22 protein-coding genes and 1 pseudogene are annotated in these 23,581 nt (G+C 35.4%); 17 read left to right on the forward strand and 6 right to left on the reverse strand.

Going from position 1 to position 23,581, the window contains the following annotated elements; translation table 11 throughout:
* Positions 1-76: 76 nt before the first annotated feature.
* A complete protein-coding gene (gene refZ / locus BK579_RS09815; protein WP_078545074.1) occupies positions 77-736 on the forward strand; it encodes a forespore capture DNA-binding protein RefZ in 660 nt (219 codons plus the stop codon).
* Between the two features lie 11 nt (positions 737-747).
* Here refZ and hisJ read toward each other — a convergent pair whose 3' ends face one another.
* Complete coding sequence (gene hisJ, locus BK579_RS09820; protein WP_078545076.1) at positions 748-1,569, reverse strand: histidinol-phosphatase HisJ; 822 nt, start codon at positions 1,567-1,569, stop codon at positions 748-750.
* Between the two features lie 342 nt (positions 1,570-1,911).
* On the opposite strand from hisJ, the gene ezrA reads away from it, so the two are divergent.
* The 4 genes from ezrA to BK579_RS09840 all read left to right on the forward strand — a co-directional run bounded on the left by ezrA (position 1,912) and on the right by BK579_RS09840 (position 6,558).
* The gene (gene ezrA, locus BK579_RS09825; RefSeq protein ID WP_078545078.1) at positions 1,912-3,600 is read left to right on the forward strand and encodes a septation ring formation regulator EzrA; all 1,689 of its coding nucleotides are present in this window, start codon (positions 1,912-1,914) and stop codon (positions 3,598-3,600) included.
* A 279-nt stretch (positions 3,601-3,879) separates the two neighbouring features.
* Complete coding sequence (locus BK579_RS09830; RefSeq protein WP_078545079.1) at positions 3,880-5,022, forward strand: cysteine desulfurase family protein; 1,143 nt, start codon at positions 3,880-3,882, stop codon at positions 5,020-5,022.
* A 1-nt stretch (position 5,023) separates the two neighbouring features.
* Entirely contained in the window at positions 5,024-6,226 is a 1,203-nt protein-coding gene (thiI, locus tag BK579_RS09835; RefSeq protein ID WP_078545081.1) for a tRNA uracil 4-sulfurtransferase ThiI, read from the forward strand.
* Positions 6,227-6,348: 122 nt separating this feature from the next.
* Positions 6,349-6,558 carry an alpha/beta-type small acid-soluble spore protein gene (locus BK579_RS09840; protein WP_078545082.1) on the forward strand — a complete coding sequence of 70 codons (210 nt, stop codon included), beginning with the start codon at positions 6,349-6,351 and terminating at the stop codon, positions 6,556-6,558.
* A 257-nt stretch (positions 6,559-6,815) separates the two neighbouring features.
* Here the strand turns inward: BK579_RS09840 and BK579_RS09845 are convergent, their stop codons facing one another.
* Complete coding sequence (locus tag BK579_RS09845; RefSeq protein ID WP_078545084.1) at positions 6,816-7,616, reverse strand: NAD kinase; 801 nt, start codon at positions 7,614-7,616, stop codon at positions 6,816-6,818.
* A gap of 173 nt (positions 7,617-7,789) precedes the next feature.
* Here BK579_RS09845 and sppA point away from each other — a divergent pair, with 173 nt between their 5' ends.
* The 8 genes and pseudogenes from sppA to BK579_RS09885 all read left to right on the forward strand — a co-directional run.
* Positions 7,790-8,806 carry a signal peptide peptidase SppA gene (gene sppA, locus BK579_RS09850; protein ID WP_078545085.1) on the forward strand — a complete coding sequence of 339 codons (1,017 nt, stop codon included), beginning with the start codon at positions 7,790-7,792 and terminating at the stop codon, positions 8,804-8,806.
* Between the two features lie 18 nt (positions 8,807-8,824).
* Positions 8,825-9,301 (forward strand): RDD family protein, encoded by a 477-nt coding sequence (locus BK579_RS09855; protein ID WP_078545087.1) that lies wholly within the window; start codon positions 8,825-8,827, stop codon positions 9,299-9,301.
* Between the two features lie 161 nt (positions 9,302-9,462).
* Positions 9,463-10,182: a DUF2953 domain-containing protein gene (locus tag BK579_RS09860; RefSeq protein WP_078545088.1), complete on the forward strand. Its 720-nt coding sequence runs from the start codon at positions 9,463-9,465 to the stop codon at positions 10,180-10,182.
* Positions 10,183-10,194: 12 nt separating this feature from the next.
* Entirely contained in the window at positions 10,195-10,647 is a 453-nt protein-coding gene (gene ytfJ / locus BK579_RS09865; RefSeq protein WP_078545090.1) for a GerW family sporulation protein, read from the forward strand.
* 137 nt (positions 10,648-10,784) lie between these two features.
* Positions 10,785-11,285 (forward strand): thiol peroxidase, encoded by a 501-nt coding sequence (gene tpx / locus BK579_RS09870; RefSeq protein WP_078545091.1) that lies wholly within the window; start codon positions 10,785-10,787, stop codon positions 11,283-11,285.
* 157 nt (positions 11,286-11,442) lie between these two features.
* Positions 11,443-12,441, forward strand: coding sequence for a class I SAM-dependent methyltransferase (locus BK579_RS09875; protein ID WP_078545093.1), 999 nt, complete (start codon positions 11,443-11,445; stop codon positions 12,439-12,441).
* Between the two features lie 210 nt (positions 12,442-12,651).
* Positions 12,652-13,839: an acetate kinase gene (locus BK579_RS09880; protein WP_078545095.1), complete on the forward strand. Its 1,188-nt coding sequence runs from the start codon at positions 12,652-12,654 to the stop codon at positions 13,837-13,839.
* 263 nt (positions 13,840-14,102) lie between these two features.
* Positions 14,103-15,662 (forward strand): annotated as a pseudogene (locus BK579_RS09885) (IS1182 family transposase); the annotation flags it as partial.
* A gap of 184 nt (positions 15,663-15,846) precedes the next feature.
* Here BK579_RS09885 and BK579_RS09890 read toward each other — a convergent pair.
* Positions 15,847-16,530 (reverse strand): lysozyme inhibitor LprI family protein, encoded by a 684-nt coding sequence (locus BK579_RS09890; protein WP_235848401.1) that lies wholly within the window; start codon positions 16,528-16,530, stop codon positions 15,847-15,849.
* Positions 16,531-16,704: 174 nt separating this feature from the next.
* Between BK579_RS09890 and BK579_RS09895 the strand changes: the two genes are divergently transcribed.
* Together BK579_RS09895 and BK579_RS09900 are read left to right on the forward strand one after the other, a co-directional pair.
* A complete protein-coding gene (locus BK579_RS09895) occupies positions 16,705-17,553 on the forward strand; it encodes an EcsC family protein (RefSeq protein WP_078545098.1) in 849 nt (282 codons plus the stop codon).
* Entirely contained in the window at positions 17,550-18,062 is a 513-nt protein-coding gene (locus BK579_RS09900) for a MogA/MoaB family molybdenum cofactor biosynthesis protein (RefSeq protein ID WP_078545099.1), read from the forward strand. Before BK579_RS09895 ends, BK579_RS09900 begins: the two co-directional genes overlap by 4 nt.
* A 190-nt stretch (positions 18,063-18,252) precedes the next feature.
* Here BK579_RS09900 and BK579_RS09905 read toward each other — a convergent pair whose 3' ends face one another.
* The gene (locus tag BK579_RS09905) at positions 18,253-18,567 is read right to left on the reverse strand and encodes a hypothetical protein (RefSeq protein WP_078545101.1); all 315 of its coding nucleotides are present in this window, start codon (positions 18,565-18,567) and stop codon (positions 18,253-18,255) included.
* Positions 18,568-18,795: 228 nt separating this feature from the next.
* Between BK579_RS09905 and BK579_RS09910 the strand changes: the two genes are divergently transcribed.
* Together BK579_RS09910 and argH are read left to right on the forward strand one after the other, a co-directional pair.
* Positions 18,796-20,001, forward strand: a complete 1,206-nt coding sequence (locus BK579_RS09910) for an argininosuccinate synthase (RefSeq protein ID WP_139365083.1) — start codon at positions 18,796-18,798, stop codon at positions 19,999-20,001.
* Entirely contained in the window at positions 19,998-21,368 is a 1,371-nt protein-coding gene (gene argH / locus BK579_RS09915) for an argininosuccinate lyase (RefSeq protein ID WP_078545104.1), read from the forward strand. The genes BK579_RS09910 and argH overlap by 4 nt, the downstream gene beginning before the upstream one ends.
* A 125-nt stretch (positions 21,369-21,493) precedes the next feature.
* Here argH and BK579_RS09920 read toward each other — a convergent pair whose 3' ends face one another.
* Both BK579_RS09920 and BK579_RS09925 read right to left on the reverse strand, forming a co-directional pair.
* Positions 21,494-21,940, reverse strand: a complete 447-nt coding sequence (locus tag BK579_RS09920) for a universal stress protein (RefSeq protein WP_078545105.1) — start codon at positions 21,938-21,940, stop codon at positions 21,494-21,496.
* 95 nt (positions 21,941-22,035) lie between these two features.
* Positions 22,036-23,364 (reverse strand): purine-cytosine permease family protein, encoded by a 1,329-nt coding sequence (locus BK579_RS09925; protein ID WP_078545107.1) that lies wholly within the window; start codon positions 23,362-23,364, stop codon positions 22,036-22,038.
* Positions 23,365-23,581 lie beyond the last annotated feature (217 nt).

Here is a 23,581-nt window from a genome sequence, read left to right on the forward strand (position 1 = left end):
TACTTAAAGGAACTGAGTCATTTTTATAGAAACTATAAAAGAGTATACACCATTTATATAAAGGGTGAGAAATGTTATGGAAGCTAAAGTGAAAAAAACTTCGAAAACCAAGCAAAAAGTGATTGAAGCTGCAGCCTTTCTGTTTAATACGAAAGGGTATGATGGAACTTCAGTTCGTGAAATTGCCAAGAGAGCTGATGTGAATGTAGCGAATATCTCCTATTATTTTGATAATAAGGCCGGATTATTGGAATACCTTGTATCATCATTCTTAGAAGGATATACAGCAGTGATAGAACAGGCGTATGTCCGGTTAGATAGCCGTTCTGCACAAGAATGCTTACTTATGTTCATCAAAAATTTGATGAAATATCAGAAAGAAAATAGTCAGCTTGCTCGATTTGTTTTAAGAGAAATTACCCTCGATTCCGTATTGATTAGAGAAGTGTTTACTACCTATATGATGAAAGAAAAGTTCTATATAAAGTCGATTTTAGAAACAGGCATTCATCAGCAGGAATTTAGAAAAATGTCGATCCCTCATACAATCATACAGTTAAAAGGGATGTTAACAATGCCCTATCTACATACTCAATACATGTCAGAAGTATTACATGTGATGCCATATGATACGTATTTTACTGAGCAGTATGTTAAAGAAATTGAAAAGTGGGTAAATCTAACTCTTTGTCAACCAATTGAGAAATCAACCTTTACAACTAGAAAAGCAGAATAAGTCGCGAGTCTTTAGAACCTTGTTGGTGAAGTAAAAAGATGCTTTGCATATAGATATTGATAACCTTGTTCTAAGTCCTTCGCGCTATGGGCATCAGACCCATATACTAGAGGGATTTTTTGTTTGATTGCTTCCTCCACAATCCACTGAGGCGGATATGGTTCCGCACAAAACTCCTTTTTCATTCCTGCGCCATTATAATCTAGTTCTAGATTGTGTGCCTTTATTTCACTAAGAATTGCTTTAATCTTGGATGAGTAATCCATTTCTGGTTGATAAAGCTTTTGAAATTTATGGACTAATGTTATATGACCTACTCGTTTTGGTTTGAATTTCCCAAGGTCGGCCTTTATTGATTGTTCTAATGTATCGTAATAACTTTGATAAATATGATCGACGGATGAAAAAATGGAAATCATTTGTTTGAACATATCTGCAGAAAAATCGACACAATAATAGTTGTTTTCTTTTCTTAAGAAATGAACAGATAGGATACTATCATCTAAATAGGGTCCGTATTCATTTAAAAAATCAGTGATTCCCTCTTCAAAACCTAGAATATAGTCGACTTCTAATCCGATATTTATTTTAATATCGGATTGAAACTTTCTTTTCAGATTCTGTAATTGGGAGATATAATCTTCTAGCTTAGAAAATTCCATACCACTATCTTTATCTGGTGTAGGATCAACAAAATCAAGGGGTAATGGAGCATGTTCAGTGAAGGAAATTTCACTGTAATTAAGTGCAATTGCCCTTTTTATATATTGTTCAAATTCGTCTTTTGTTCCATGTGGACAGAATGGACTATGTATGTGACCATCAGTTTTCATAAGGACCCCTCACAATCAATGAAAAGTTTAGCAAATTTCTGTAAAAAATTTTAAATTTTTGCTCAAAAATTGTCGTTTACATGGTATCATAAAAGCATTGAAAAAAACACTTATAAAAATTGTTTTTCTAATGCCTTCTAACAACAGGGGTTTAACATAGAGGCTATTTTATATAAAGGCTCATTAAAAGCAACAAAGTGTACGAAAACAGCCTATATAAAGTTTTTTGGAAGTGGGACGATTAGGAGCTTGAGCCACTGTGTTTCGGATATCGGTATAACAACCACTTTCGAAAAAAAGCCTTACATAATGACGTTTTAGATAGGAGCAAGGGGGCTTTTTATGGAAATCATCATCGGAATTTTAGTTATTATTATTACCGTTTCAATTTTAGGCTTTTATTCACGAAAAAAAATATATCAGGAAGTAGATCGATTAGAGTTATGGAAAATTGAAATTACGAATCGACCAGTTACTGATGAGATATCAAAAGTAAAAGACTTGAACATGACAGGTGAAACTGAAAAATTATTTGAGCAATGGCGTAAAGAATGGGATGAAATAGTCACCCTAAGGCTTCCAAATGTAGAAGAATATTTATTTGATGCAGAAGAATATGCTGATAAATATCGATTTAATAAATCGAAAAAGGTATTAGAGGCCATTGAGAAGGAATTAACTGAAACAGATGCTCTCATTACCCGCATTTTAGCAGAATTAAATGAACTTGTTGGTAGTGAAGAGAAAAATCGGATAGAGATGGATGAGCTGAAACAATCGTATCGAGACTTAAAAAAGGTGTTGTTAGCACATCGGCATACATTTGGACAAGCTGAATTTCAATTAGAATTAAAACTTGATGAAGTAAGTGAAAAGTTCAAAGAGTTTGAGGAAGCTACAACACAAGGGAATTATCTGCAGGCAAGAGAAATGGTCATATCAATTAAGGGTGTTATTTCTGTCCTTAGCTTGAAAATGGAGCAAATTCCACGCTTGCTAACAGAATGTCAATCATCGATTCCAAAAAAGCTTGATGAAATCTCTGATGGACATAATGAAATGACAACCGAGGGCTACATCCTTGATCATATCCAAGTGACCAAAGAAATTGAACGTCTGAGAACTCAGCTTTCATATTATACAGAGCTGTTAGAAAAAACGGAAGTAGATGAAGTGAAAACAGGTTTAGAGGAAATTAATGAAGCTATTGAAACATTGTATGATTTGCTTGAAAAAGAAGTTGAAGCAAATCAATTTATCCAATCAGAGCTTGGGAAAATTGAGGAGAACTTTCATATCCTTCTTGAGGAAAGTAGAGCATCTGAGTATGAAACACAAATTGTACAACAAAGCTATCGATTGTCGGAAGAAGATATTGATGCACATAGACAAATTCTAAAAAAGCTTACTCAATTGTTTAAGCAATTTGTAAATGTAAAAGATAAACTATCAGAAGAGCATATTGCTTATACTATTATTAGGGATGAGTTAGAAGAAGTTTATGCTTCTCTCCAAGACTTAAAGCAGAAGCATGATAAGTTTTGTGAAAGTATCCAAGCATTAAGAAAAGATGAGTTAGTTGCACGTCAAAAAGTAGTTGATATGCAGAAAAATCTTACTGAGATAAGAAGGCTTTTACTGAAAAATAATATTCCGGGGCTACCAACTGGATTTGCAGAGATTCTTCGAGAAACAAAAGAAGGTATTCAAACAGTAATGTTAAAGTTGGAAGAGAAACCCCTAAATATGGCAGCTGTAACTGAATCACTACAAAGTGCTGAAGATTTAATTGACAAAGTATCTAGTTCGACAGAAGAAATGATTGAACAAGTTTTCCTAGCTGAAAAAGTCATTCAATACGGAAATAGATATAGAAGTCGTTACAAAAAGGTTGCTTCTAGTTTAGACGAGGCTGAAACTTTGTTTCGTAATTATGAGTACCAACAAGCGTTAGAACAAGCTGCAACTACATTAGATGAATTTGAACCAGGGGTATTAAAAAAAGTTGAAGAAATGATCAAAAATACCTAAAAAGTTCAAGGCTAAAAGAAGCTCCGTTATGATAATGGTAACTAGTTTAGTTAACCATTGTAAATCATAGTAATAGGAGCTTCTTTTTTTAGTTAGCCTATTTTTTCAAATGTTCGGAGGCTTTGCAGGAATGTAGTAATGATGCTAAAGACGAAATAACCCTCTGAAAAGTTGTGAAACTTTATTGATATAATTGATTCGCCTTTACATTCCTTTTCTACCCTTAATGTGATAATATAACTAGTTGCAGGAAGCTTTTCTAAGGGGGTATTCATTCAAATGATTTATCTAGATAATAGTGCAACAACTAAGCCCTATAATGAAGTGCTTGCCTCTTTTGTAAAAGTTGCAGAGAATTACTATGGTAATCCATCTTCCCTACATGGAGTAGGTGCTGAGGCTGAAAAATTACTGATGCAGGCTCGAAAACAAGCTGCAGAGCTATTAGATATTTTACCTCAAGAAGTCGTCTTTACTGGTGGTGGATCTGAGGGGAATAATCTCGCTATTAAAGGGGTCGCTCTTAAACACAAACATAGAGGAAATCATATTATTACAACTTCAGTTGAACATCCCTCAGTTAGTGAGGCATGTGAACAATTAAAAGAACATGGTTTTGAAATTACATATTTACCTGTTAATCATGATGGAATGATTGAACTTGAAGATGTGAAAAACGCAATAAAAGATACAACTATTCTTGTCTCTATGATTCATGTAAACAATGAAATAGGAGCTATACAACCGATAAGACTAGTCGGAGAATTTTTAAAAATATATCCGAAAATTCTTTTTCATGTTGACCATGTTCAAGGAATTGGAAAAGTTCCATTATCTTTTAAAGATTTGGGAATTGATTTATGTACAATTTCTGCTCATAAATTTAATGGATTAAAAGGAACAGGGATATTATATGTTAGAAGTGGTATCCAGCTCTCACCTTTAATATCAGGGGGAGAACAAGAAATGCAATTTCGATCAGGGACAGAAAATGTTGCTGGGGTAGTTGCTATGACAAAGGCATTGAGAATAACATTAGAAAATAAAGAGCGTACAATTGAAAAGTTAGAAGCAATAAAGTGTGCCCTTATTGAAGGGCTTCTAACAAACCCAGTGATTAGTATTAATACACCAACTTTAAATAGCGCACCTCATATTATTAATTTTTCAATTGGTGGTCTAAAGGCGGAAGTGTTCGTTCATCTTTTAGAGGAATACGGAATAATTGTATCTACAACCTCCGCTTGTTCGTCCAAAAAGAAAATGCCTAGTAAAACGTTGCTCGCAATGAACAAAGGTGAAGCACTAGCCAATAGTGCAATTCGAATTAGTCTTTCAGGAGATAATCAACTTGAAGAAGTACCATCTATAGTGAAATCTATTAATGAGGCAACTGAGAAATTAGGAAGGGTAATGAGATAATATGCAATATGATCGTATACTTATTCGCTTCGGTGAAATATCGACTAAGGGTCGAAATAGAAAAAAATTTATTGAAAAGCTAAAAAGAAACATCGATTTTAAACTAGCTGATTTTAAGGATATAATGATTGAAACAACTAGAGATCGCATTTATATCGTGTTAAATGGCGAAGATTCAGAAGAAATCTCAAACAGGCTGCAAACAATCTTTGGGATACACTCTTTTAGTCTTGCGGTGAAAACTAGCAGTGCTATAGAAGAGATAAAGGCAGCAGCTTTGTTTGCGTTTAAAGAGTTAGATTATGTTGGAAAAACATTTAAAGTAACAGCTAAAAGGGTAGACAAGCTTTTTCCATTTGATACCAATGAAATTAATTATCAAGTTGGTAGTCACATCTTAACAAATGTAGCTGATTTAAAGGTGGATGTTCATCATCCTATGATCAATGTACGCGTTGAAGTAAGAAGTGATGCAACATACATTACTTGTAAGGATATTTACGGGCCAGGAGGTTTACCAGTTGGGACAAGTGGTAAGTCGATGCTGATGCTTTCAGGTGGTCTTGATAGTCCAGTTGCAGGGTATTTTGCTATGAAGCGAGGACTAGAGATTGAAGCAGTCCATTTCTACAGTCCACCATATACAAATGAACGCTCTAAACAGAAAGTTCTTGATTTAACAGAGGTTTTAACGAAGTTTGGTCCGGACATTAAGCTTCATATCGTTCCATTTACTGAAATACAAGAAGTAATACAAAAACAAGTCCCCGAGAATTACTCACTTATCTCTACAAGACGGATGATGTTAAGGATTACTGATGAAATTAGAAAAAAACAAAGAGCATTAGCGATTACAACGGGAGAAAGCTTAGGACAAGTAGCAAGTCAAACAATGGAGAGTATGTATGCGATAAATGAAGTAACTAATACACCGATTATTCGTCCGTTAATCACTATGGATAAACCAGAAATCATTGATGTGGCAAAAAACATTAACACACATGATATATCAATTCGTCCATTCGAGGATTGTTGTACTATTTTTAGTCCGGCAGCTCCAAAGACACGACCAAAGCGTGAGAAAGTGGAGTTTTATGAAAGCTTTGTTGATTTTGAGGCACTAATCAATAAGGCAGTTGATCAAACGGAAATGATTAAAATTAGCCAGCAGAAACATAATCAAGAGATTGATGAGCTTTTTTAATTAATTTAATGAAAATCAATCCAATGTGATATCATGACATTCCTGTGAACAATTACCAGTTAGAAATGTGTATTAATGAAAGCAATTCTACACAATCTATACTCACAAGGAGGTGATAGCACATGGCAAACAACAGCAGCTCAAACCAACTTTTAGTATCAGGTGCACAACAAGCAATCGACCAAATGAAATATGAGATTGCTTCTGAATTTGGTGTGAACCTTGGAGCAGACACTACTTCTCGCGCTAACGGTTCTGTAGGAGGAGAGATCACTAAACGTTTAGTATCTTTCGCTCAACAACAAATGAGTGGATCTTTCCAACAACAATAATTAAATAAAATGGCTAAAAGAGCGGGACTAGTTCCCGCTCTTTTTTTTTTTATTTGTAGTTCTACTCTGAAAATTACCTAAGTAGTAAAGTTTCATGCGTTGCGATCCACTTGGTTTCCGCGGGGTGGTCTGGGGAGCCTCCGCGTCGCCTGGTGGGCTCCTGCGGGGTCTCCAGAGACTACTAAATCCCGCAGGAGTCAAGTGGCTCTCCGCACATCCACACAGAGCTTGCAGAATTTATTAGTACATAACTTTTTTTATATAAATGTTCGTCTCACTTTTTCCCAGAATGAGTTATCTTTTAATTTTACTGTTTTAATTCTTTTCTCACTCAAAGAAAAATCAAGGTTTTCGACATGTCTGATGCTTACTGCTTCATTGTCCATGCCAATGATTGGGTAATCATTACCATCTTGTACGACTTTTAGTCTTAACTTTCGTTGGTTGCTTAAAATGAAAGAGGAACCAAGTGTACGGTAATGCTTATTGTTAAGTGAAGCTAGTTCAGATATTTGTAAGCAAGGAAGGAGTGGGTCAACAACTGCTCCATTCACAGATTTATTATAGGCAGTACTACCTGTCGGAGTGGCAACAATCATTCCATCTCCTCTAAATGTTTCAAAATGGATATCATCGATAAACACATCGACTACAAATGTTTTAATGATAGGAGATCTGATCGAGCATTCATTTAAGCAGTAAAAAGAAGGATTGTTATCTACACTAACTTCAATAACTGGATATCGTCTTACTTCGATTTGTTCGTTGTTCATTGCTTCAAGAAGTTCGTCGATATTACTAATATCAAAATCACAATACATATTTAAGGTTCCAGTCACTGAGATTCCAACATAAAGACAATCTTGTCTGAAATTTGTTTTTCGTACAGCTTGTAGAAAAGTGCCATCATCCCCAATACTTACAATAATGTTAGCGTTGGATGAGTCAGAAACCAGGGTGAATTTATGCTTAACTGCTAGTTCTCTTAGGTATTCTATTTTCTCTGCAAGTTCGGTATTTTTTTCGTGAAAGAAATAAAGATTACGACGATCTGGCATGTTAATTCCTCCATTTAAGCGTTATCATTACTATGTTAAATGTACAGATAAATTATCCATTAATTGAAATATCTGTTACAATTATATACTGTTAGTTTACATGATAATGAAACCAAATCCAAATCTTAACGTAGTTAATTTTAGTAATTGTAAAGAATAGGAGATGTAAAAGAATGAGTGGAAAACGGTGGGCAGCACTAGGAATTGCTGTTGGTTTGTTTATTTTTTCAGTGATAATTAATTTCGCAACACAAATGGCATTTAAGGGTGATGGAAATAGTTGGACAGAGGATTTCCTTTCTACAGCCGAAAACGAATTTGTTGAGCATACGCTTGTTCAAGGAACGGGCTTGAATAAGATTCTTGTGTTACATGTGAATGGGACAATTCAAGACACAGGAAATGACGTTTCTTCATTTTTCAATAGTGCGGGTTATCAGCATCAGTCTTTTTTGCGAATGATTGATCAGGCAAAGGAAGATAACTCAATTAAGGGAATTATTCTTCGGGTAAATTCACCAGGTGGAGGTGTGGTTGAAAGTGCTGAAATCCACAATCGCCTTGTAGAATTTAGGGAAGAAACAGAAAAGCCAGTATATGTATCGATGGGTACTATGGCTGCTTCAGGTGGATATTACATCTCAGCAGCTGCGGATAAGATATTTGCAGTACCAGATACCTTAACAGGTTCCTTAGGGGTTATCATGCAAGGTATTAACTATAGCGAGTTAGCAGAAAGATATGGAGTTAGTTTTGAAACAATTAAAAGTGGACCATACAAGGATATCATGTCAGCCTCAAGAGATATGACTAAAGAAGAAAGAGAAATACTTCAAAGCATGGTTAACAATGCATATGACGGGTTTGTTGAAGTGATTTCATCTGGGCGTAATTTGTCCGAAGATGAAGTGCGAAGAATTGCTGATGGTAGAATATATGATGGTAGACAAGCTAAAGAATTAAACCTTGTAGATGAATTAGGTTATTTTGAAGATACTCTTGAGGCAATGAAAAAGGATCATGATCTTGGAGATATAAGTGTAGTTGAATACAAAACTCACTATGGATTTAATTCTTTATTTACGATGAGTGCCCAAAAGTTATTTACAGAGGATATTGAACTAGCTTCATTAATGCAATTAGTTTCCCAGCCCAATTCTCCGCGCATGATGTACTTGTATGCGAAGTAAAGGAAGTGAAAACTAATAATGGAAACGACATATCATTCAAATGAACAGGATTTAAATATAATTGAAGAAAAGAAGGTACTGCAACATCAATATGCAGGCTTTTGGATGAGATTTTGGGCGTATTTAGCGGATTTAATTATTATCGGAAGCGTAAATAGAATCATTATTTATCCGGTTTTTAGACTTTTAGATATCCCTGTTACCGAATCTAATATGTTTGCACCGGTATCAATACTAACTGCTTTGACCTTCTTTGCGTATTTTGTCTTAATGACCAAGTTTTTTCAGCAAACTTTAGGGAAAATGATATTCGGTTTAAAGGTGGTTAGTTTGACAGGAGAGAAATTGTCTTGGTCAACGATTCTTTTCAGAGAATTAGTGGGGAGATATATTTCAAAACTGATTTATGTTGGATATTTAATTGTTGCATTCCTTCCGAAAAAACAAGGGATTCATGATCTTTTCGCAGATACTACAGTCGTTTATGAACGTTAAAATTAATTTATATGAAAAGAATACCACTTTTGGTATTCTTTTTTAATTTTTGGGCTATGTTAAAGTCATTGTGAAATTATAAACTCCTAAAATCTCTGCAGTATCCATAAGCTTCGAAAAAAAGGTGTTTATTTCCTGAATAAAAAGGTGATACTGAGACATTGAAAGGATGTGATGGCTTGAAATGGGTCTTAATAACTTTAATAATCATTCTTACCCTTTTAATGTTGATTATCATCACTAAACTTAAGGTTACAATCTCTGCAAAATATACACCGAAAGACCAAGACATAAAAGTTAAGCTCAGTGCATGGTTTGGACTCATTCGTTATACCATTAATATCCCTCTAGTAAAAATAGATGATGATTCAGCTGCTGTCGTAGTTAAGCATAAAGAAAAAAGTAACTTAGGTAATGAAAGTGCAAATAAGCAAACTGATAAGTTTTCCGCCAAAACCATTTTAAATGGTATGAAGGATATGCAAACATTGATCGAGCATGTTGTTAATTTACATAAAATAATTCAGAAGTTTTTACGAAAAGTGACGATTTCAGAATTGAAATGGCATACAAGTTTTGGACTCGGTGATGCTGCACATACAGGAATATTTGTTGGAGTAGGATGGTCTATTAAAGGATGTCTTTTGGGCATACTTAGTAAATACATGATATTAAAAGCAAAACCTGTTATGTCAATCACTCCTTTATTTCAACAACTGCATTCAGAATCAAAAATAAAATGTATTATTCAATTTAGAGTCGGGAATGCTATGTTAGCAGGTATTAGACTGGTGAGATTTTGGAGAGGTGGTAAACCTAAATTTAGAACAACTCCATTATCCATGTTAACAGGAAATGCAAAAAAATCAGCAAAAAGCTAGGAGGAATTTTGAATGTCTGATCACCCAATAAAAGGCTTAATGACAACTGCCATGGAAAATTTAAAAGACATGATTGATGTTAATACAATCATAGGAGATCCTGTTGAGACTCCTGATGGTAGTGTCATTTTAACTGTATCAAAGGTTGGATTTGGATTTGCTGCTGGTGGTAGTGAATTCCAAGCTGCTGCAGAAGGCGAAGAAAAGGGGCTACCGTTTGGTGGAGGTAGTGGTGGAGGAGTATCCATTACACCAATTGCTTTCTTGATTGTAAATGCTTCTGGAGTTAAAATGCTTCACCTTGATGAAAATACTCATTTGTATGAAAAATTACTAGAGCTTGCACCACAAGCTGTTGATAAGGTTCAGCAAATGTTTAAAAATAAGAATCAAGGCCAAGGTCAAAGCCAGGGTCAACAACAAGGAAATAATCAATCTCAAAACAACCAAGATTTTGATATTTAATTGTTAGGTGAGTACTTGAAGAGGTACTCACCTTTTGATTTGTATTTATTATTTAAATTAAAATCTTATTAATTGCAATCTATTAGCGATAAAGCTAGAATTTACATGTACATATATTTAAAGGGGGATAAGGAAGCATGGCAAACATTACGTTTAAAAGTAATCCTGTTACACTATTAGGTCAAGAAGTAAAGGTAGGCGACTCTGCACCGAATTTCACGGTTCTAGCTAATGATTTATCACCAGTTACACTTGACGATTCAAAGGGGTCAGTTCGTCTTGTAAGTGTTGTTCCTTCTATTGATACTGGTGTATGTGATGCACAAACACGCCGCTTTAATGAAGAAACTGCAGGTCTTGGAAATACTAAAGTTTTAACGGTTAGTATGGATCTTCCATTTGCCCAAAAGCGCTGGTGTGGAGCGAACGGAATTGAAAATGTTCAAACAGTTTCAGATCATCGTGATGCTTCATTTGGTGAAGCATATGGTGTCCTTATTCAAGAATTACGATTATTAGCGCGTGCTGTTTTTGTTATTGATAGCAATGATAAAGTAACATATGTAGAGTATGTTAGTGAAGCAACAAATCACCCAGACTATGAGGCAGCTATCTCAGCTGTAAAGGCAGCACAATAGTAGATAGAAAATCGCCCTGGGGGAACTCGGGGCTTTGTATTGACATGAAATATTCGCAAAAAGATGCCAAAAGCTCTTGGAAATTCCTCAGGGGCTTTTTTTATTGAGATGAATCATGCTACACTAGAGGGTAAAAATTGTCACGGGAGGGTTATTGATGGAACAAAGGTCACAAGTAGAAATCCTTTTTAAAGTCATAGATGAAACAGCAAGCTTATTAAGAGAAGAATTAGCTTGTACATACATAGAGGGGGTTGCCGAAACAGGGGAAAATCTTTTTCAACAAGCGATCCTACAAGAAGAGATTAGTGAACTTAGTAAAAAACGACTTGAAAAAGAATATTCACTTTTTTATAAACAAAGATTTACAAAGGAAGAGATTAGAAAAGCCTATCAACTTTCAATCTTAAAAGGGATGCATGAGGCTTCTCAAGCAAATCACCAAATGACACCAGATGCAGTCGCATTATTTATCGGATATCTCGTGAAAAAGGTAACCGAAGGGAAAGAGCAACTTTCAATTTTTGACCCAGCGATTGGGACGGGGAATCTTCTAACAGCTGTTTTAAATCAGAATACTGATAAAACGGTCAAGGCTTATGGATGTGATGTTGATGATTTACTTATAAGGTTAGCCTTTGTAAATGCGAACCTACAAGAGCAGAATGTGGAGTTGTTTAATCAAGATAGCCTTGAAGCGCTGTATGTTGATCCTGTTGATGTAATCGTATGTGATTTGCCGTATGGATATTATCCCAATGATGTGAATGCTTCTAACTATCAATTAAAGGCTGAGACAGGACACTCCTACGCACACCACTTATTTATTGAGCAAAGCTTAAAATATACGCAAGAAGGTGGGTTTGTGCTCTTACTAATTCCCAATGCCTTATTTGAAAGTGATCAAACAAAGCAATTGAATAGCTTTTTACATGAACACGCCTACATTCAAGGCCTGATTCAGCTTCCTTCTACAATGTTTAAACAAAAAGAAGCGGCTAAAAGTGTGTTCATTTTACAGAAAAAAGCAGAGGGAGTACAAGCTCCAAAACAAACGCTATTAGCAAATCTGCCATCATTTTCAAATAAAGAAGCTATGAGTAATATGGTTCAAAAGATTGATCAATGGTTTAAAGATGAAAAAGTGAAAATGTAACAATTTGTTCATAAAAAAAGAGATTCATTTGTCTGAATTTAAAGAATTTGTGACGAAAACGGTACCAAATCTCACTTGCTCTTGAAATGTTTACTACTCGGTGTTTAAATGGAAAAGGCAGATATAAAAGTGTCAAATTGCATAGAATAATGTAGAGATATGATACTAATACATAGACACCAGAGACACTCATTAAAAGGAGCGGAAAAAATGTCAAAAATTATCGCAATAAATGCTGGCAGTTCATCGTTGAAATTCCAGCTATTTGAAATGCCAAGTGAAGAAGTCGTAACAAAAGGCTTGGTTGAACGTATTGGACTTGATAATGCAATATTTAGCATTAGTGTTAATGGGGAAAAGCAAACTGAAGTGACAGATATTCCAAATCATTCTGTTGCAGTTAAAATTTTATTAGATAAATTAACGAACACAGGGATCATTAAATCTTTAGATGAAATCGATGGAATCGGTCACCGTGTTGTACATGGTGGAGAAGAGTTTAGTGATTCAGTATTAATAACGGACGAGATTTTAGGTAAATTAGATCAGCTTACAGAATTAGCACCACTTCATAACCCAGCAAATATTACAGGGGTGAAAGCATTTAAGGAAGTATTGCCTAATGTGCCAGCAGTTGCTGTTTTTGATACTGCATTCCATCAGACAATGCCTGAAAAGTCATTCCTCTATAGCCTTCCATACGAATACTATGAGAAATATGGCATCCGTAAATACGGATTTCATGGTACTTCTCACAAATATGTTTCAGAGCGTGCGGCTGAACTATTAGGAAGACCATTGGAACAATTACGACTTATTTCATGTCACCTAGGTAATGGTGCAAGTATCGCAGCTATTGAAGGTGGAAAATCGATTGATACATCTATGGGTTTCACACCTCTTGCAGGTGTAGCGATGGGAACTCGTTCAGGGAATATTGACCCATCTTTAATTCCTTACATTATGGAAAAAACAGGTCAAACAGCTGATGAAGTATTGGATGTACTGAATAAGAAGAGTGGAATGCTTGGGGTTTCGGGCTTTTCTAGTGACCTTCGTGATATTGAAGCAAAAGCTGAAGAAGGAAATGCTCGTGCGGAATTAGCTCTTGAAGTATTTGCTAGCAGAATCCATAAATATATCGGGTCTTATGCTGCAAGAATGTATGGAGTAGATGCAATTATCTTTACAGCCGGAATTGGTGAAAATAGTGATACAATTCGTGCTCGTGTACTTCGTGGATTAGAATTCATGGGCATTTATTGGGATCCTTCACGTAATCAAGTTCGCGGTGAAGAAGCATTTATTAATTACCCTCATTCGCCAGTAAAAGTAATCATCATTCCTACTAATGAAGAAGTAATGATTGCGCGTGATGCACTTCGTTTAGCACATTAATAATTACTGATTTGCTAACAGGTTCCGTTTACCTCTCGTAAACGAAATGTACAGTGAAATGGTAAAGTAAAAATGTATAACGATTTGCAACTTTTGCAATAAAGAAAGAGGCTGGGACAAAACCCATCTCTGAAATGAAAAAGCCGATGAAATTTTACGAGAGTAAAATTTCATCGGCTTTGATTATTTTGGAGTAAAAAATAAGGACCACTTCTGATAAAATAAAGTTACCACACCAAATTCTATCTGAAAGAAGGATCCTTATGTTTAAAAATTATAACATGAATCAAATGGTTTTGCCTTTAGATTTAGAAATGAAATTACAAGATAATGATATTGCCTTTCCTATCCACCATTTAGTCGAAAGTATACCGCAAAAAGCCTTCGATTCATTTACTCGTCATACCGGTTGTCCACCTTATCACCCACGTATGATGCTGAAAATTATTTTATGTGGTTATACGCAATCAACTTTCTCTGGTCGAAAAATAGCAGGACTTTTGGGCGATAGTATCCGTATGATGTGGCTTGCACAAGGTTATACGCCATGTTATCGCACAATAAACCGTTTCCGTGTCAATTCCGAAATGAAGGAATTAATACGTCAGTGTTTCGTGCAGTTTCGATGCCAATTAGTACAGGAGAAACTCATTGATCAAGAAGCGATTTTTATTGATGGCACCAAAATCGAAGCCAATGCCAATAAATTCACGTTTGTATGGAAAAAGGCCATTGAAAAGTTTCATTCAAGTCTCGTAGAAAAGTCGAATCAGTTTTATAATGAACTGCTTGAAAATGAGATCATTCCTGAAATACAAAAAGAAAATGACGAGCAGCTGTCCATTGAGGAGTTAACTCAAATCGCTGAAAAATTAGATGAAGTTGTTGATGGATATACACAAAAGATTGAAACATCTGACGATGTAATGGAGCGTAAACAGCTAAGAAGTGAACGAAAGTCACCAAAACAAATGGTAAAACAAATATACGATTGGATCACGCGTAAACAGAAGTATGAAAAGGATTTTGATATACTGGGCACACGCAATAGCTACTCGAAAACAGACCGCGAAGCAACCTTCATGCGAATGAAGGATGACTATATGCAAAATGGACAACTAAAGGCTGGCTACACTGTTCAAATTGCAACAGAAGGACAATTCACACTGGCTTACGATGTATTTCCAAACCCAACGGATACCAAAACACTAATCCCATTCCTTGATCGAATTGAAAAGGAGTTCTTTTCGTTACCTAAATATATTGTTGCAGATGCCGGTTATGGAAGCGAACAAAATTACGATGATATTCTGACAAAACGCAAACGCATACCACTCATAACGTATAATCACTACTTAAACGAACAAAAGAAAAAACACCAAAAAGACCCGTTCAAAACAAGTAACTGGGCATACGATGAAGAAAGTGATTCGTTTACTTGTCCGAATGAACAAAAGGTAACGTTCCGGTACCATTCAAAACGTACGGATAAAACAGGATTCCAACGCCAATTCAAAATGTATGAATGCGAAGACTGTACAGGCTGTCCGGTAAGATCGTTATGTACGAAAGCGGAAGAAGGTACAAATCGTAAGCTCATGATCAATGAGCAATGGGAACAACAAAAAGAATATGTGAAAACGAAGCTTTCAGAAGAAGAAACGGCAACGATTTACCGTCAACGAAAAACAGACGTGGAGCCAGTTTTTGGATTCTTGAAGGCTAATTTAGGTTTCACACGATTTTCGGTTCGTGGGAAATCAAAAGTCGATAACGAAACAGGTCTTGCTTTAATGGCAGTGAATATACGAAAATATGTGGCAAGAGCGTAAGCTCTTGCATAATAAACGTCTAAAATAAAGTGAAAAAAGTTAAATCGACGACGCGATTTCACTTTTTTTCACTTTATAGAGACTATTTGTCCCAGTCTCTTCCTTTACGGATTTCACTATTACGATTTCTCCACAAACAACAGAATCACTTATCGTAGATCACGTTTTTTATCCTTTAATCTGTCATATATGTGTTAACTAATTCATAACATCTATTTTTTGTTGATTCGTATAAGGATATATACATTGCAACATTCTCAAAAGTTCCCTCGTTGTATTTTTGTCTTTCATCGTTTGCCTTTTCTTCTTTCTGTTCTATCCATTTAATTTGTTCAGTTTTTAAATCCTTCATTACTTCTGGAGATAGTTCTTTTTTTAGGACGGCATAAATCTCATTTAATTCTTTATCATACATTTCGTAGGAAGTTCCATAGTAGTTTTTCATTGCATTTGTTACGCCTTTATCTGAATCCTTCTTTACTGGTAAAGCATCCAGTTCTTTTTGGATGTTGTCTAATCTTGCTAGGAACACGTTTCTTCCCTCAATTCTGGTTGGAGAATGTATTGCATTTGTCGAACCTTTTTTGTCGATTGAGGATCCATTTGAATCATTCTTAGTGCTATTATCGGGTTTCGCTATACTATCGGTGGGTGAATCAATTGATTCAAAAGACCCACCTCTACTTGGAGGTGTATGATTAGAACCTGAAACATTATTGATTATTGGTGCATCTTCAGATGAATTCCCGCAAGCAGACAATCCGCTTAATAAAACTACTAATAAAGCCACAATGATAAAAATGTTGCTTTTCTTCACTTTTAAATCTCCAATCCATTTCATTAAATAAATATATCTCACAGTATATTAACACCTTAACATAAATTTTCCAGTTTATATTAATAAAAAAAGTCTGCTAATATCCAGCGAACCATCTATCTTTTTCACTTTAGTGCCGAGTTTAGAATCAATAAATGAGTTATGGTATACTATCCATATAATAACAAGTGTATCTACTCAAGGGGTGTTGAGCAAATGGCATTAACGGAATATGAATTGGCTATATTAGACGAAATTAATGAGTGGGCGATCCAGCTTGCTGAATATGAACAAACCGATATCGAAATGACATATGATAAAGGTCTTGAAATAGGGTTTGAGTTAGTTCCTGAAGAGATACGAGGTGAATTTTTTGCGAAACTTGATAACTGGCTTTTTCATCTTAATGCAGTTATTCAAGGAACTCAACTTCAAATGGATGCTAGGCAACGGATAATTACTAATGCTAGAGCATTTGATGAAGACATAGAACATTTAACAGATATGAAGAAACTCCCATTAAACCAACTTACATACTTAGCTGATCATCAAATTGCCAAACATCGCGTTTACTCCTTTGCCCAAGGTGGTTTAGCTGGAACCGGTGGACTATTATTAGTAGGTACAGATATTCTAACGATGACAATTATTAATTTAAGAGCTGTTCAATTAATTGCGATGACTTATGGTTATGAGACAAATACTCCTTATGAAATGATGATTTCTCTTAAGGTGTTTCACGGTGCAACCATGCCAAAAAACTTAAAGCACCAAGAGTGGAGTTCATTAGTAAATGACCTTTATGAAACAGCTGAAGAAGATTATTTCTTTTATGAAGGTAATGAACATTTAATAAATGAAGCTTGGTTAAAAGCACCGCTTAAACAGATTCTAAAAGGTGTTGTGATTTTCTTATTTCGAAAAAAATTAATTCAAGGTTTGCCTTTGATAGGAATGACAATCGGAGCAAGTATGAACTATCAATTCTCAAGGCAAGTAACTGAGTACGCTCATAAATTCTATCAATATAGATACTTAAAAGAGAAAGAAGGAACTGAGTCGTGAGTTCTTTTGAACATAAGCAAGAGGCACCCAACAAAGTGAGATGTAAGATTATTACAGTTAGCGATACAAGAACAAAGGACACAGATAAAAGTGGTAGTCTTATGATTTCATTGCTAGAAGAAAATGGCCATGAGATTATTGATTATGTCATTGTTAAGGATGACCAAACCCTCATTGAAAAAGAAGTTCTCTCTGGTTGTGATCACGAGAAAATAGATGTTGTCTTAACGAACGGTGGAACCGGAATTGCCAAGCGAGATGTAACAATTGAAACGGTCTCAGGACTTTTAGATAAGGAGCTTGTCGGTTTTGGTGAACTATTTAGGATGTTAAGCTATACAGAGGATATAGGCTCAGCAGCAATGCTTTCTCGTGCTATTGCAGGGGTGGCTAGTGACACTGTCATTTTCTCTACACCTGGTTCTTCTGGAGCTGTAAGACTAGCAATGTCAAAGCTTATTCTTCCAGAACTAGGACATGTAGTTAGAGAGGTAAGAAAAGATTTGTAATTTAGTTGTAAGAGTATTGTCATCACGACGAGAAACTGACCTTCACTTGTTGAAGGTCAGTTTAAGTTTAAGGTATAAGTTGCAAATGATATCAAAGTGGTGGAATGATGTTTAAAACGATAACCGATAGGCAATAAAAAAAGGCCTCACCGGTCCTTTTTTTCGTATTAACAATTTGTTAATTTCATTTCTAGTAATGCCCTTTATTTGATATATTTTGATTCATTCGATACCAAATCCATAAATCATTAATAACAGATGCATGGTCTGAAATCTCGGCATTTAATTGACATGACCTAGGGAAGTCTTGTTCATTTCCTAGCAGTGTTTGCTTATGGTTAATGATTTCCTCAATTTCCGCAATACGATCAGGTATTTTTCCTCTAATTCCTTCCCAGTGTAAAAGGATTTTTTGTTGTTCTTCCTTTGTGTAGCTTTCCCACTCTTTTACTAGAGCTGGGAGAGGTATACCAAGTCTCTTATTATATTTAAAATGCTTCTCCATTGTTCTCCCCCCAAGCTAAGTGCTTATTTTTATTTTACACCATGATAAAATGTTTTCCTACCTGTATCACTATTTTATAATTCCAAACATACAATCTAGAGAAAAATTTATTTTTATACTTTTTTTTGTATAAGTATTGAAATATTATTAAAAAATTGCTAAAGTAAACGTATTGATTTTGAATAAATATAAAGATGAACGAATGAATATACTTAGTGAGGGGAAATTATAATGAATAAAAAAGTAGTTCTAGCCTATTCGGGCGGATTAGATACAAGTGTCGCAATTAAATGGTTACAAGAACAAGGTTATGCAGTAGTAGCATGCTGTTTAGACGTTGGTGAAGGTAAGGATTTGGACTTTGTAAAAGCGAAGGCAATCCAGGTTGGTGCTGTTTCTTCATACGTGATTGATGCGAAAGAAGAGTTTGCGAATGAATATGCATTATATGCATTACAAGCACATGCTCTTTATGAAGGGAAATATCCATTAGTGTCAGCTTTATCACGTCCACTTATTTCGAAAAAGCTTGTTGAAGTGGCAGAAAAAGAAGGTGCTATCGCTGTTGCGCATGGTTGTACTGGAAAAGGAAATGACCAAGTGCGCTTTGAAGTATCAATCAAGGCCCTAAATCCTGACTTAGAAGTTATCGCACCAGTTCGTGAGTGGAAATGGTCACGTGAGGAAGAAATTGAATATGCGAAAAAGAAAAATATTCCAATTCCGGTTAATCTAGATAGCCCATTCTCTATTGATCAAAATCTTTGGGGAAGAAGTAATGAGTGTGGAATTTTAGAAGATCCGTGGATGGCTCCACCTGAAGAGGCATATGACTTAACAACTCCATTAGAAAAAACACCAGATACTCCTGAAATCATTGAAATTGGTTTTGAAAAGGGTGTACCTACAACATTAAACGGAAAATCTTATACGTTAGCAGAATTAATCCTTGAATTAAACTATGTTGCAGGCAAACATGGCGTTGGTCGTATTGATCACGTGGAAAATCGTCTTGTTGGAATTAAATCTCGTGAAGTTTATGAATGTCCAGGAGCGGTTACCTTATTAAAGGCACATAAAGAGTTAGAAGATATCACTCTCGTAAAAGAAGTGGCTCACTTTAAACCAATGATTGGTCAAAAATTAACAGAACTAATTTATAATGGCCTGTGGTTCTCACCATTAAAAGATGCATTAACTGCATTTATTGATGAAACTCAAAAAACAGTTACAGGTGTTGTTCGTGTAAAACTGTTTAAAGGTCATGCAATTGTAGAAGGTCGTAAATCTGATTATTCTTTATACGATGAGAAGTTAGCAACTTATACTTCTGATGATGAGTTTGATCATAATGCTGCAGTTGGATTTATCACTCTTTGGGGGCTTCCAACGAAGGTGAATAGCATTGTAAATAATAAGAAGGTGAACGTGTGAAAAAACTTTGGGGTGGTCGATTTGTGAAGAGTGCTGAAGAGTGGGTTGACGAATTCGGCGCTTCTATATCCTTTGACCAAGAATTAGTTAAAGAAGATATCGAAGGAAGTCTTGCACACGTAACAATGCTTGGAAAGTGTGAGATTTTAACTACCAATGAAGTAGAACAAATTAAGAATGGATTATATCTTTTATTAGAAAAGGCAAAGAATAATGAGCTACAGTTTTCTGTAGCTCAGGAAGATATCCATTTAAATCTCGAAAAAATGCTAATTGATGAAATTGGTCCTGTCGGAGGGAAACTCCATACTGGAAGAAGTAGAAATGATCAAGTAGCAACAGATATGCATTTGTATTTGAAAAATCAGGTGGATGAGATTGTTGGACTTTTAGACGAACTACAAGGAGCTATTGTATCGCAAGCGGAACAGCATGTTGAAACCATCGTTCCAGGATATACTCACTTACAAAGAGCACAGCCCATTTCATTTGCTCACCATTTACTAGCGTATTATTTTATGTTTAAACGAGATAAAGAGCGCTTAACAGATTCGTTGAAGCGTATCAACCTCTCTCCACTAGGTGCTGGAGCGCTAGCGGGTACGACCTTTTCAATTGATCGTGAATATAGTGCCGAGCTTTTAGGGTTTGATGGCATCTATGAAAATAGTATTGATGCAGTTAGTGATCGTGACTTTATTGTTGAATTTTTGAGTAATTCCTCACTTATCATGATGCATTTATCTCGTTTTTGTGAGGAGCTTATCTTGTGGTCAAGCCAGGAGTTTCAATTTGTTGAAATTGATGATGCTTTCGCAACAGGAAGTAGCATTATGCCACAAAAGAAAAATCCTGATATGGCTGAGTTAATCCGTGGTAAAACTGGTCGTGTGTATGGAAACCTATTTGGGTTATTAACTGTTCTAAAAGGAACTCCACTTGCTTATAACAAGGATATGCAGGAAGACAAAGAGGGCATGTTTGATACTGTTCAAACAGTAAAAGGTTCTCTTAAAATTTTTGCAGGGATGATTTCGTCTTTGAAGGTTAAGTCAGATGTAATGGCTGCGGCTGTCAAAAAAGATTTTTCAAATGCAACCGAACTGGCAGATTACTTGGCATCAAAAGGCTTGCCATTTCGAGATGCACACGAGGTTGTGGGGAAATTAGTATTAACTTGTATTCAAAGAGGAATTTATCTATTAGATCTTCCACTTGAAGACTATCAAGATGCATCAGAGCTTTTTAGTAAAGATATCTATGAAGTTCTTCTTCCAGAAAATGCAGTGAGTAGAAGAAACAGTGCTGGTGGAACAGGATTTGAGCAAGTTCGACTCACCTTGGCGAAAATCAAAGAAAATCAATAAACAAAAGATTACCCCACTTTTCCATATTAGTAGATGGCAAGGTGGGGTCTTTTTATGGCTATATTCGTTTTTTACAGTTATGAAAAATACCGTGAACTAAGAATCTTTTACCTTAACTAAAACTATTAATCTTTATCTGTTCTAACTACTAAAACGTCACACTTTGCATAACGAGTCATATGTTCAGAGACACTTCCGATAAAAAAACGTTCAACTGCATTTAAGCCAGTTGCTCCACAAATAATCAAATCAACATTGTGTCTTGGGGCAATATCTTTGGCGATTTTTACCTTTGGCGATCCATACGAAACCACTGTTGTGACCTCAGTAATCCCAGCTTGTGAAGCACGGAATTTGTATTCATCCATCAGCTGTTTAGCATACTTTTCAGCACGTTCTGCGACCGTTCGATCATATGCTTCAACAGTTGCAAATGTACGTGTATCTATGACATGTGAAATAACTAATGAAGCATTATTTCGTTTGCAAATTTCAATTGATTTTTGAAAAGCCCAGTTTGCTTCTTGTGAACCGTCAACCGCAACAAGAATTCGTTTATAGGTTAAACCCATGGTAAACGCCCCCCACAATAGTAAATATCTTACACTATGATTAGATCACTAGGATAAGATAGTAGTTCATTACCCTAATGGCTAAAAAATGACATTTATACTTTGTTGTAGAGTCTTTTGAAAAGAAAATAAGTAAAGCTAATTATTAAAAATGTAATGAAGCCAGGTGAAAATTGATCAGGTATAGATATATACAGAAAAACACCTAACACTATACATATGATGGATTGTTTATTGTGTTGATATGAATGATCGACTAAAACTTCAAGGTCCTTTAATGCTAATGCTTGTTTTTTTACCCAAATAAAATCTGTGATTAAGACTGCAGATAATGGAATAATGACAGCACCTAGTAAAGAAATAAAATGTTTGGCTTCATCAACAAATGTAGGGAAAGCACTTAAGATAATTGCAAATACTCCAAAGATGATGGCACTTTTTACTCTTCCCAGTGATGGGAAAATATTTAATAAACTAAAGCCGCCTGTGTAAGCATTACTTAAATTGATTGAAAGCATTGAGACCATTGCACAAAGCAGAATAAGGAACACAGCTGCTGTTGAATTTGTAAGTTGTGATGCCGAAATAAATGGGTTCCATTCTTGACTATACGTGGCTGCAAATGCTCCTAATACAGCAGTCATACCAAATCCTATTAAATTTCCACTATATAATCCCCAAAACCCATGACGAGGTGATGCTGCATATCTTGTCATATCAGATGAAGAACTAACTCCAGAAATATATTGAACAAATGCTAAACTAGCAAAAAAACACATCATCCCAATATTCCATGAACCTTTCTCAAATAGAACGGTTGATGAGTGATTAGGGGTAGTAATAAATAAAAATAAGATAATTCCCTGACCGACTAATAATATTGGTAGAAACATTTTAGTCGCATTTTTAACAGCATTGAAGCCGATTAATGCCAATATAGCCATAATCAAACCAAAAATAATTGAAACTGGTAGGATTGGTAGAGAAATATGAAAATGATCTCTTAAAATACCTACTAAAACATAAGATCCGCCAATCGTCTGTACAGCAAACCAATATAAAGATGTGATTGTTCTAACTGGGGAAGCGAAAAACCTAGCTGGCTTTATTCCAATCATCGAGCGAACGGCGTATTGTGCAGGAATACCATTGTTAGCTCCTGGTAAGGATAGAATTGATACAAATAAAAAGGCAATAGCTGCCCCTAGTACTGTACTAATAATCGCTGCATAAAAAGATAAGCCACCTTCAATGACAGCAAGGGCTGGAACAAGAAAGTTTCCGGAATTCACTGAAAAGGCAGCTTGGATGATGAAATATTCCTTCCAGGATGTTTTTCTTAGTTCAACCGGGACGGATTCCAGGCCGAACTTTTCAATTGTCTGGCGTCTTTCCACTGGGGCCGTCGCTTGTGAATTTGACATTAGTAAATTCCTCTTTTCTAGAATTAATCGTACCTTGATTGTAAGAGTACAAAGAGGAATCTGTAAACATCTTTGTTTATCGAAGTTTCTTATTTTTTCGACTATTCATCTCTGATCAAAAATAGTTTTATAAATTGTTGGATTGGTGATATAGTCGTTGTAAAGCTTGTTTATCTAAGATTATACATATATATACTGATTATTTTAGGAGGGTTAA

Source organism: Litchfieldia alkalitelluris (assembly GCF_002019645.1).
GTDB lineage: Bacteria > Bacillota > Bacilli > Bacillales > Bacillaceae_L > Litchfieldia > Litchfieldia alkalitelluris.

Coding starts and splice junctions, on each gene's coding strand:
- refZ (WP_078545074.1), top strand. CDS start 77: ATGGAAGCTAAAGTGAAAAAAACTTCGAAAACCAAGCAAAAAGTGATT.
- hisJ (WP_078545076.1), bottom strand. CDS start 1,569: ATGAAAACTGATGGTCACATACATAGTCCATTCTGTCCACATGGAACA.
- ezrA (WP_078545078.1), top strand. CDS start 1,912: ATGGAAATCATCATCGGAATTTTAGTTATTATTATTACCGTTTCAATT.
- BK579_RS09830 (WP_078545079.1), top strand. CDS start 3,880: ATGATTTATCTAGATAATAGTGCAACAACTAAGCCCTATAATGAAGTG.
- thiI (WP_078545081.1), top strand. CDS start 5,024: ATGCAATATGATCGTATACTTATTCGCTTCGGTGAAATATCGACTAAG.
- BK579_RS09840 (WP_078545082.1), top strand. CDS start 6,349: ATGGCAAACAACAGCAGCTCAAACCAACTTTTAGTATCAGGTGCACAA.
- BK579_RS09845 (WP_078545084.1), bottom strand. CDS start 7,616: ATGCCAGATCGTCGTAATCTTTATTTCTTTCACGAAAAAAATACCGAA.
- sppA (WP_078545085.1), top strand. CDS start 7,790: ATGAGTGGAAAACGGTGGGCAGCACTAGGAATTGCTGTTGGTTTGTTT.
- BK579_RS09855 (WP_078545087.1), top strand. CDS start 8,825: ATGGAAACGACATATCATTCAAATGAACAGGATTTAAATATAATTGAA.
- ytfJ (WP_078545090.1), top strand. CDS start 10,195: ATGTCTGATCACCCAATAAAAGGCTTAATGACAACTGCCATGGAAAAT.
- tpx (WP_078545091.1), top strand. CDS start 10,785: ATGGCAAACATTACGTTTAAAAGTAATCCTGTTACACTATTAGGTCAA.
- BK579_RS09875 (WP_078545093.1), top strand. CDS start 11,443: ATGGAACAAAGGTCACAAGTAGAAATCCTTTTTAAAGTCATAGATGAA.
- BK579_RS09880 (WP_078545095.1), top strand. CDS start 12,652: ATGTCAAAAATTATCGCAATAAATGCTGGCAGTTCATCGTTGAAATTC.
- BK579_RS09895 (WP_078545098.1), top strand. CDS start 16,705: ATGGCATTAACGGAATATGAATTGGCTATATTAGACGAAATTAATGAG.
- BK579_RS09905 (WP_078545101.1), bottom strand. CDS start 18,567: ATGGAGAAGCATTTTAAATATAATAAGAGACTTGGTATACCTCTCCCA.
- BK579_RS09920 (WP_078545105.1), bottom strand. CDS start 21,940: ATGGGTTTAACCTATAAACGAATTCTTGTTGCGGTTGACGGTTCACAA.
- BK579_RS09925 (WP_078545107.1), bottom strand. CDS start 23,364: ATGTCAAATTCACAAGCGACGGCCCCAGTGGAAAGACGCCAGACAATT.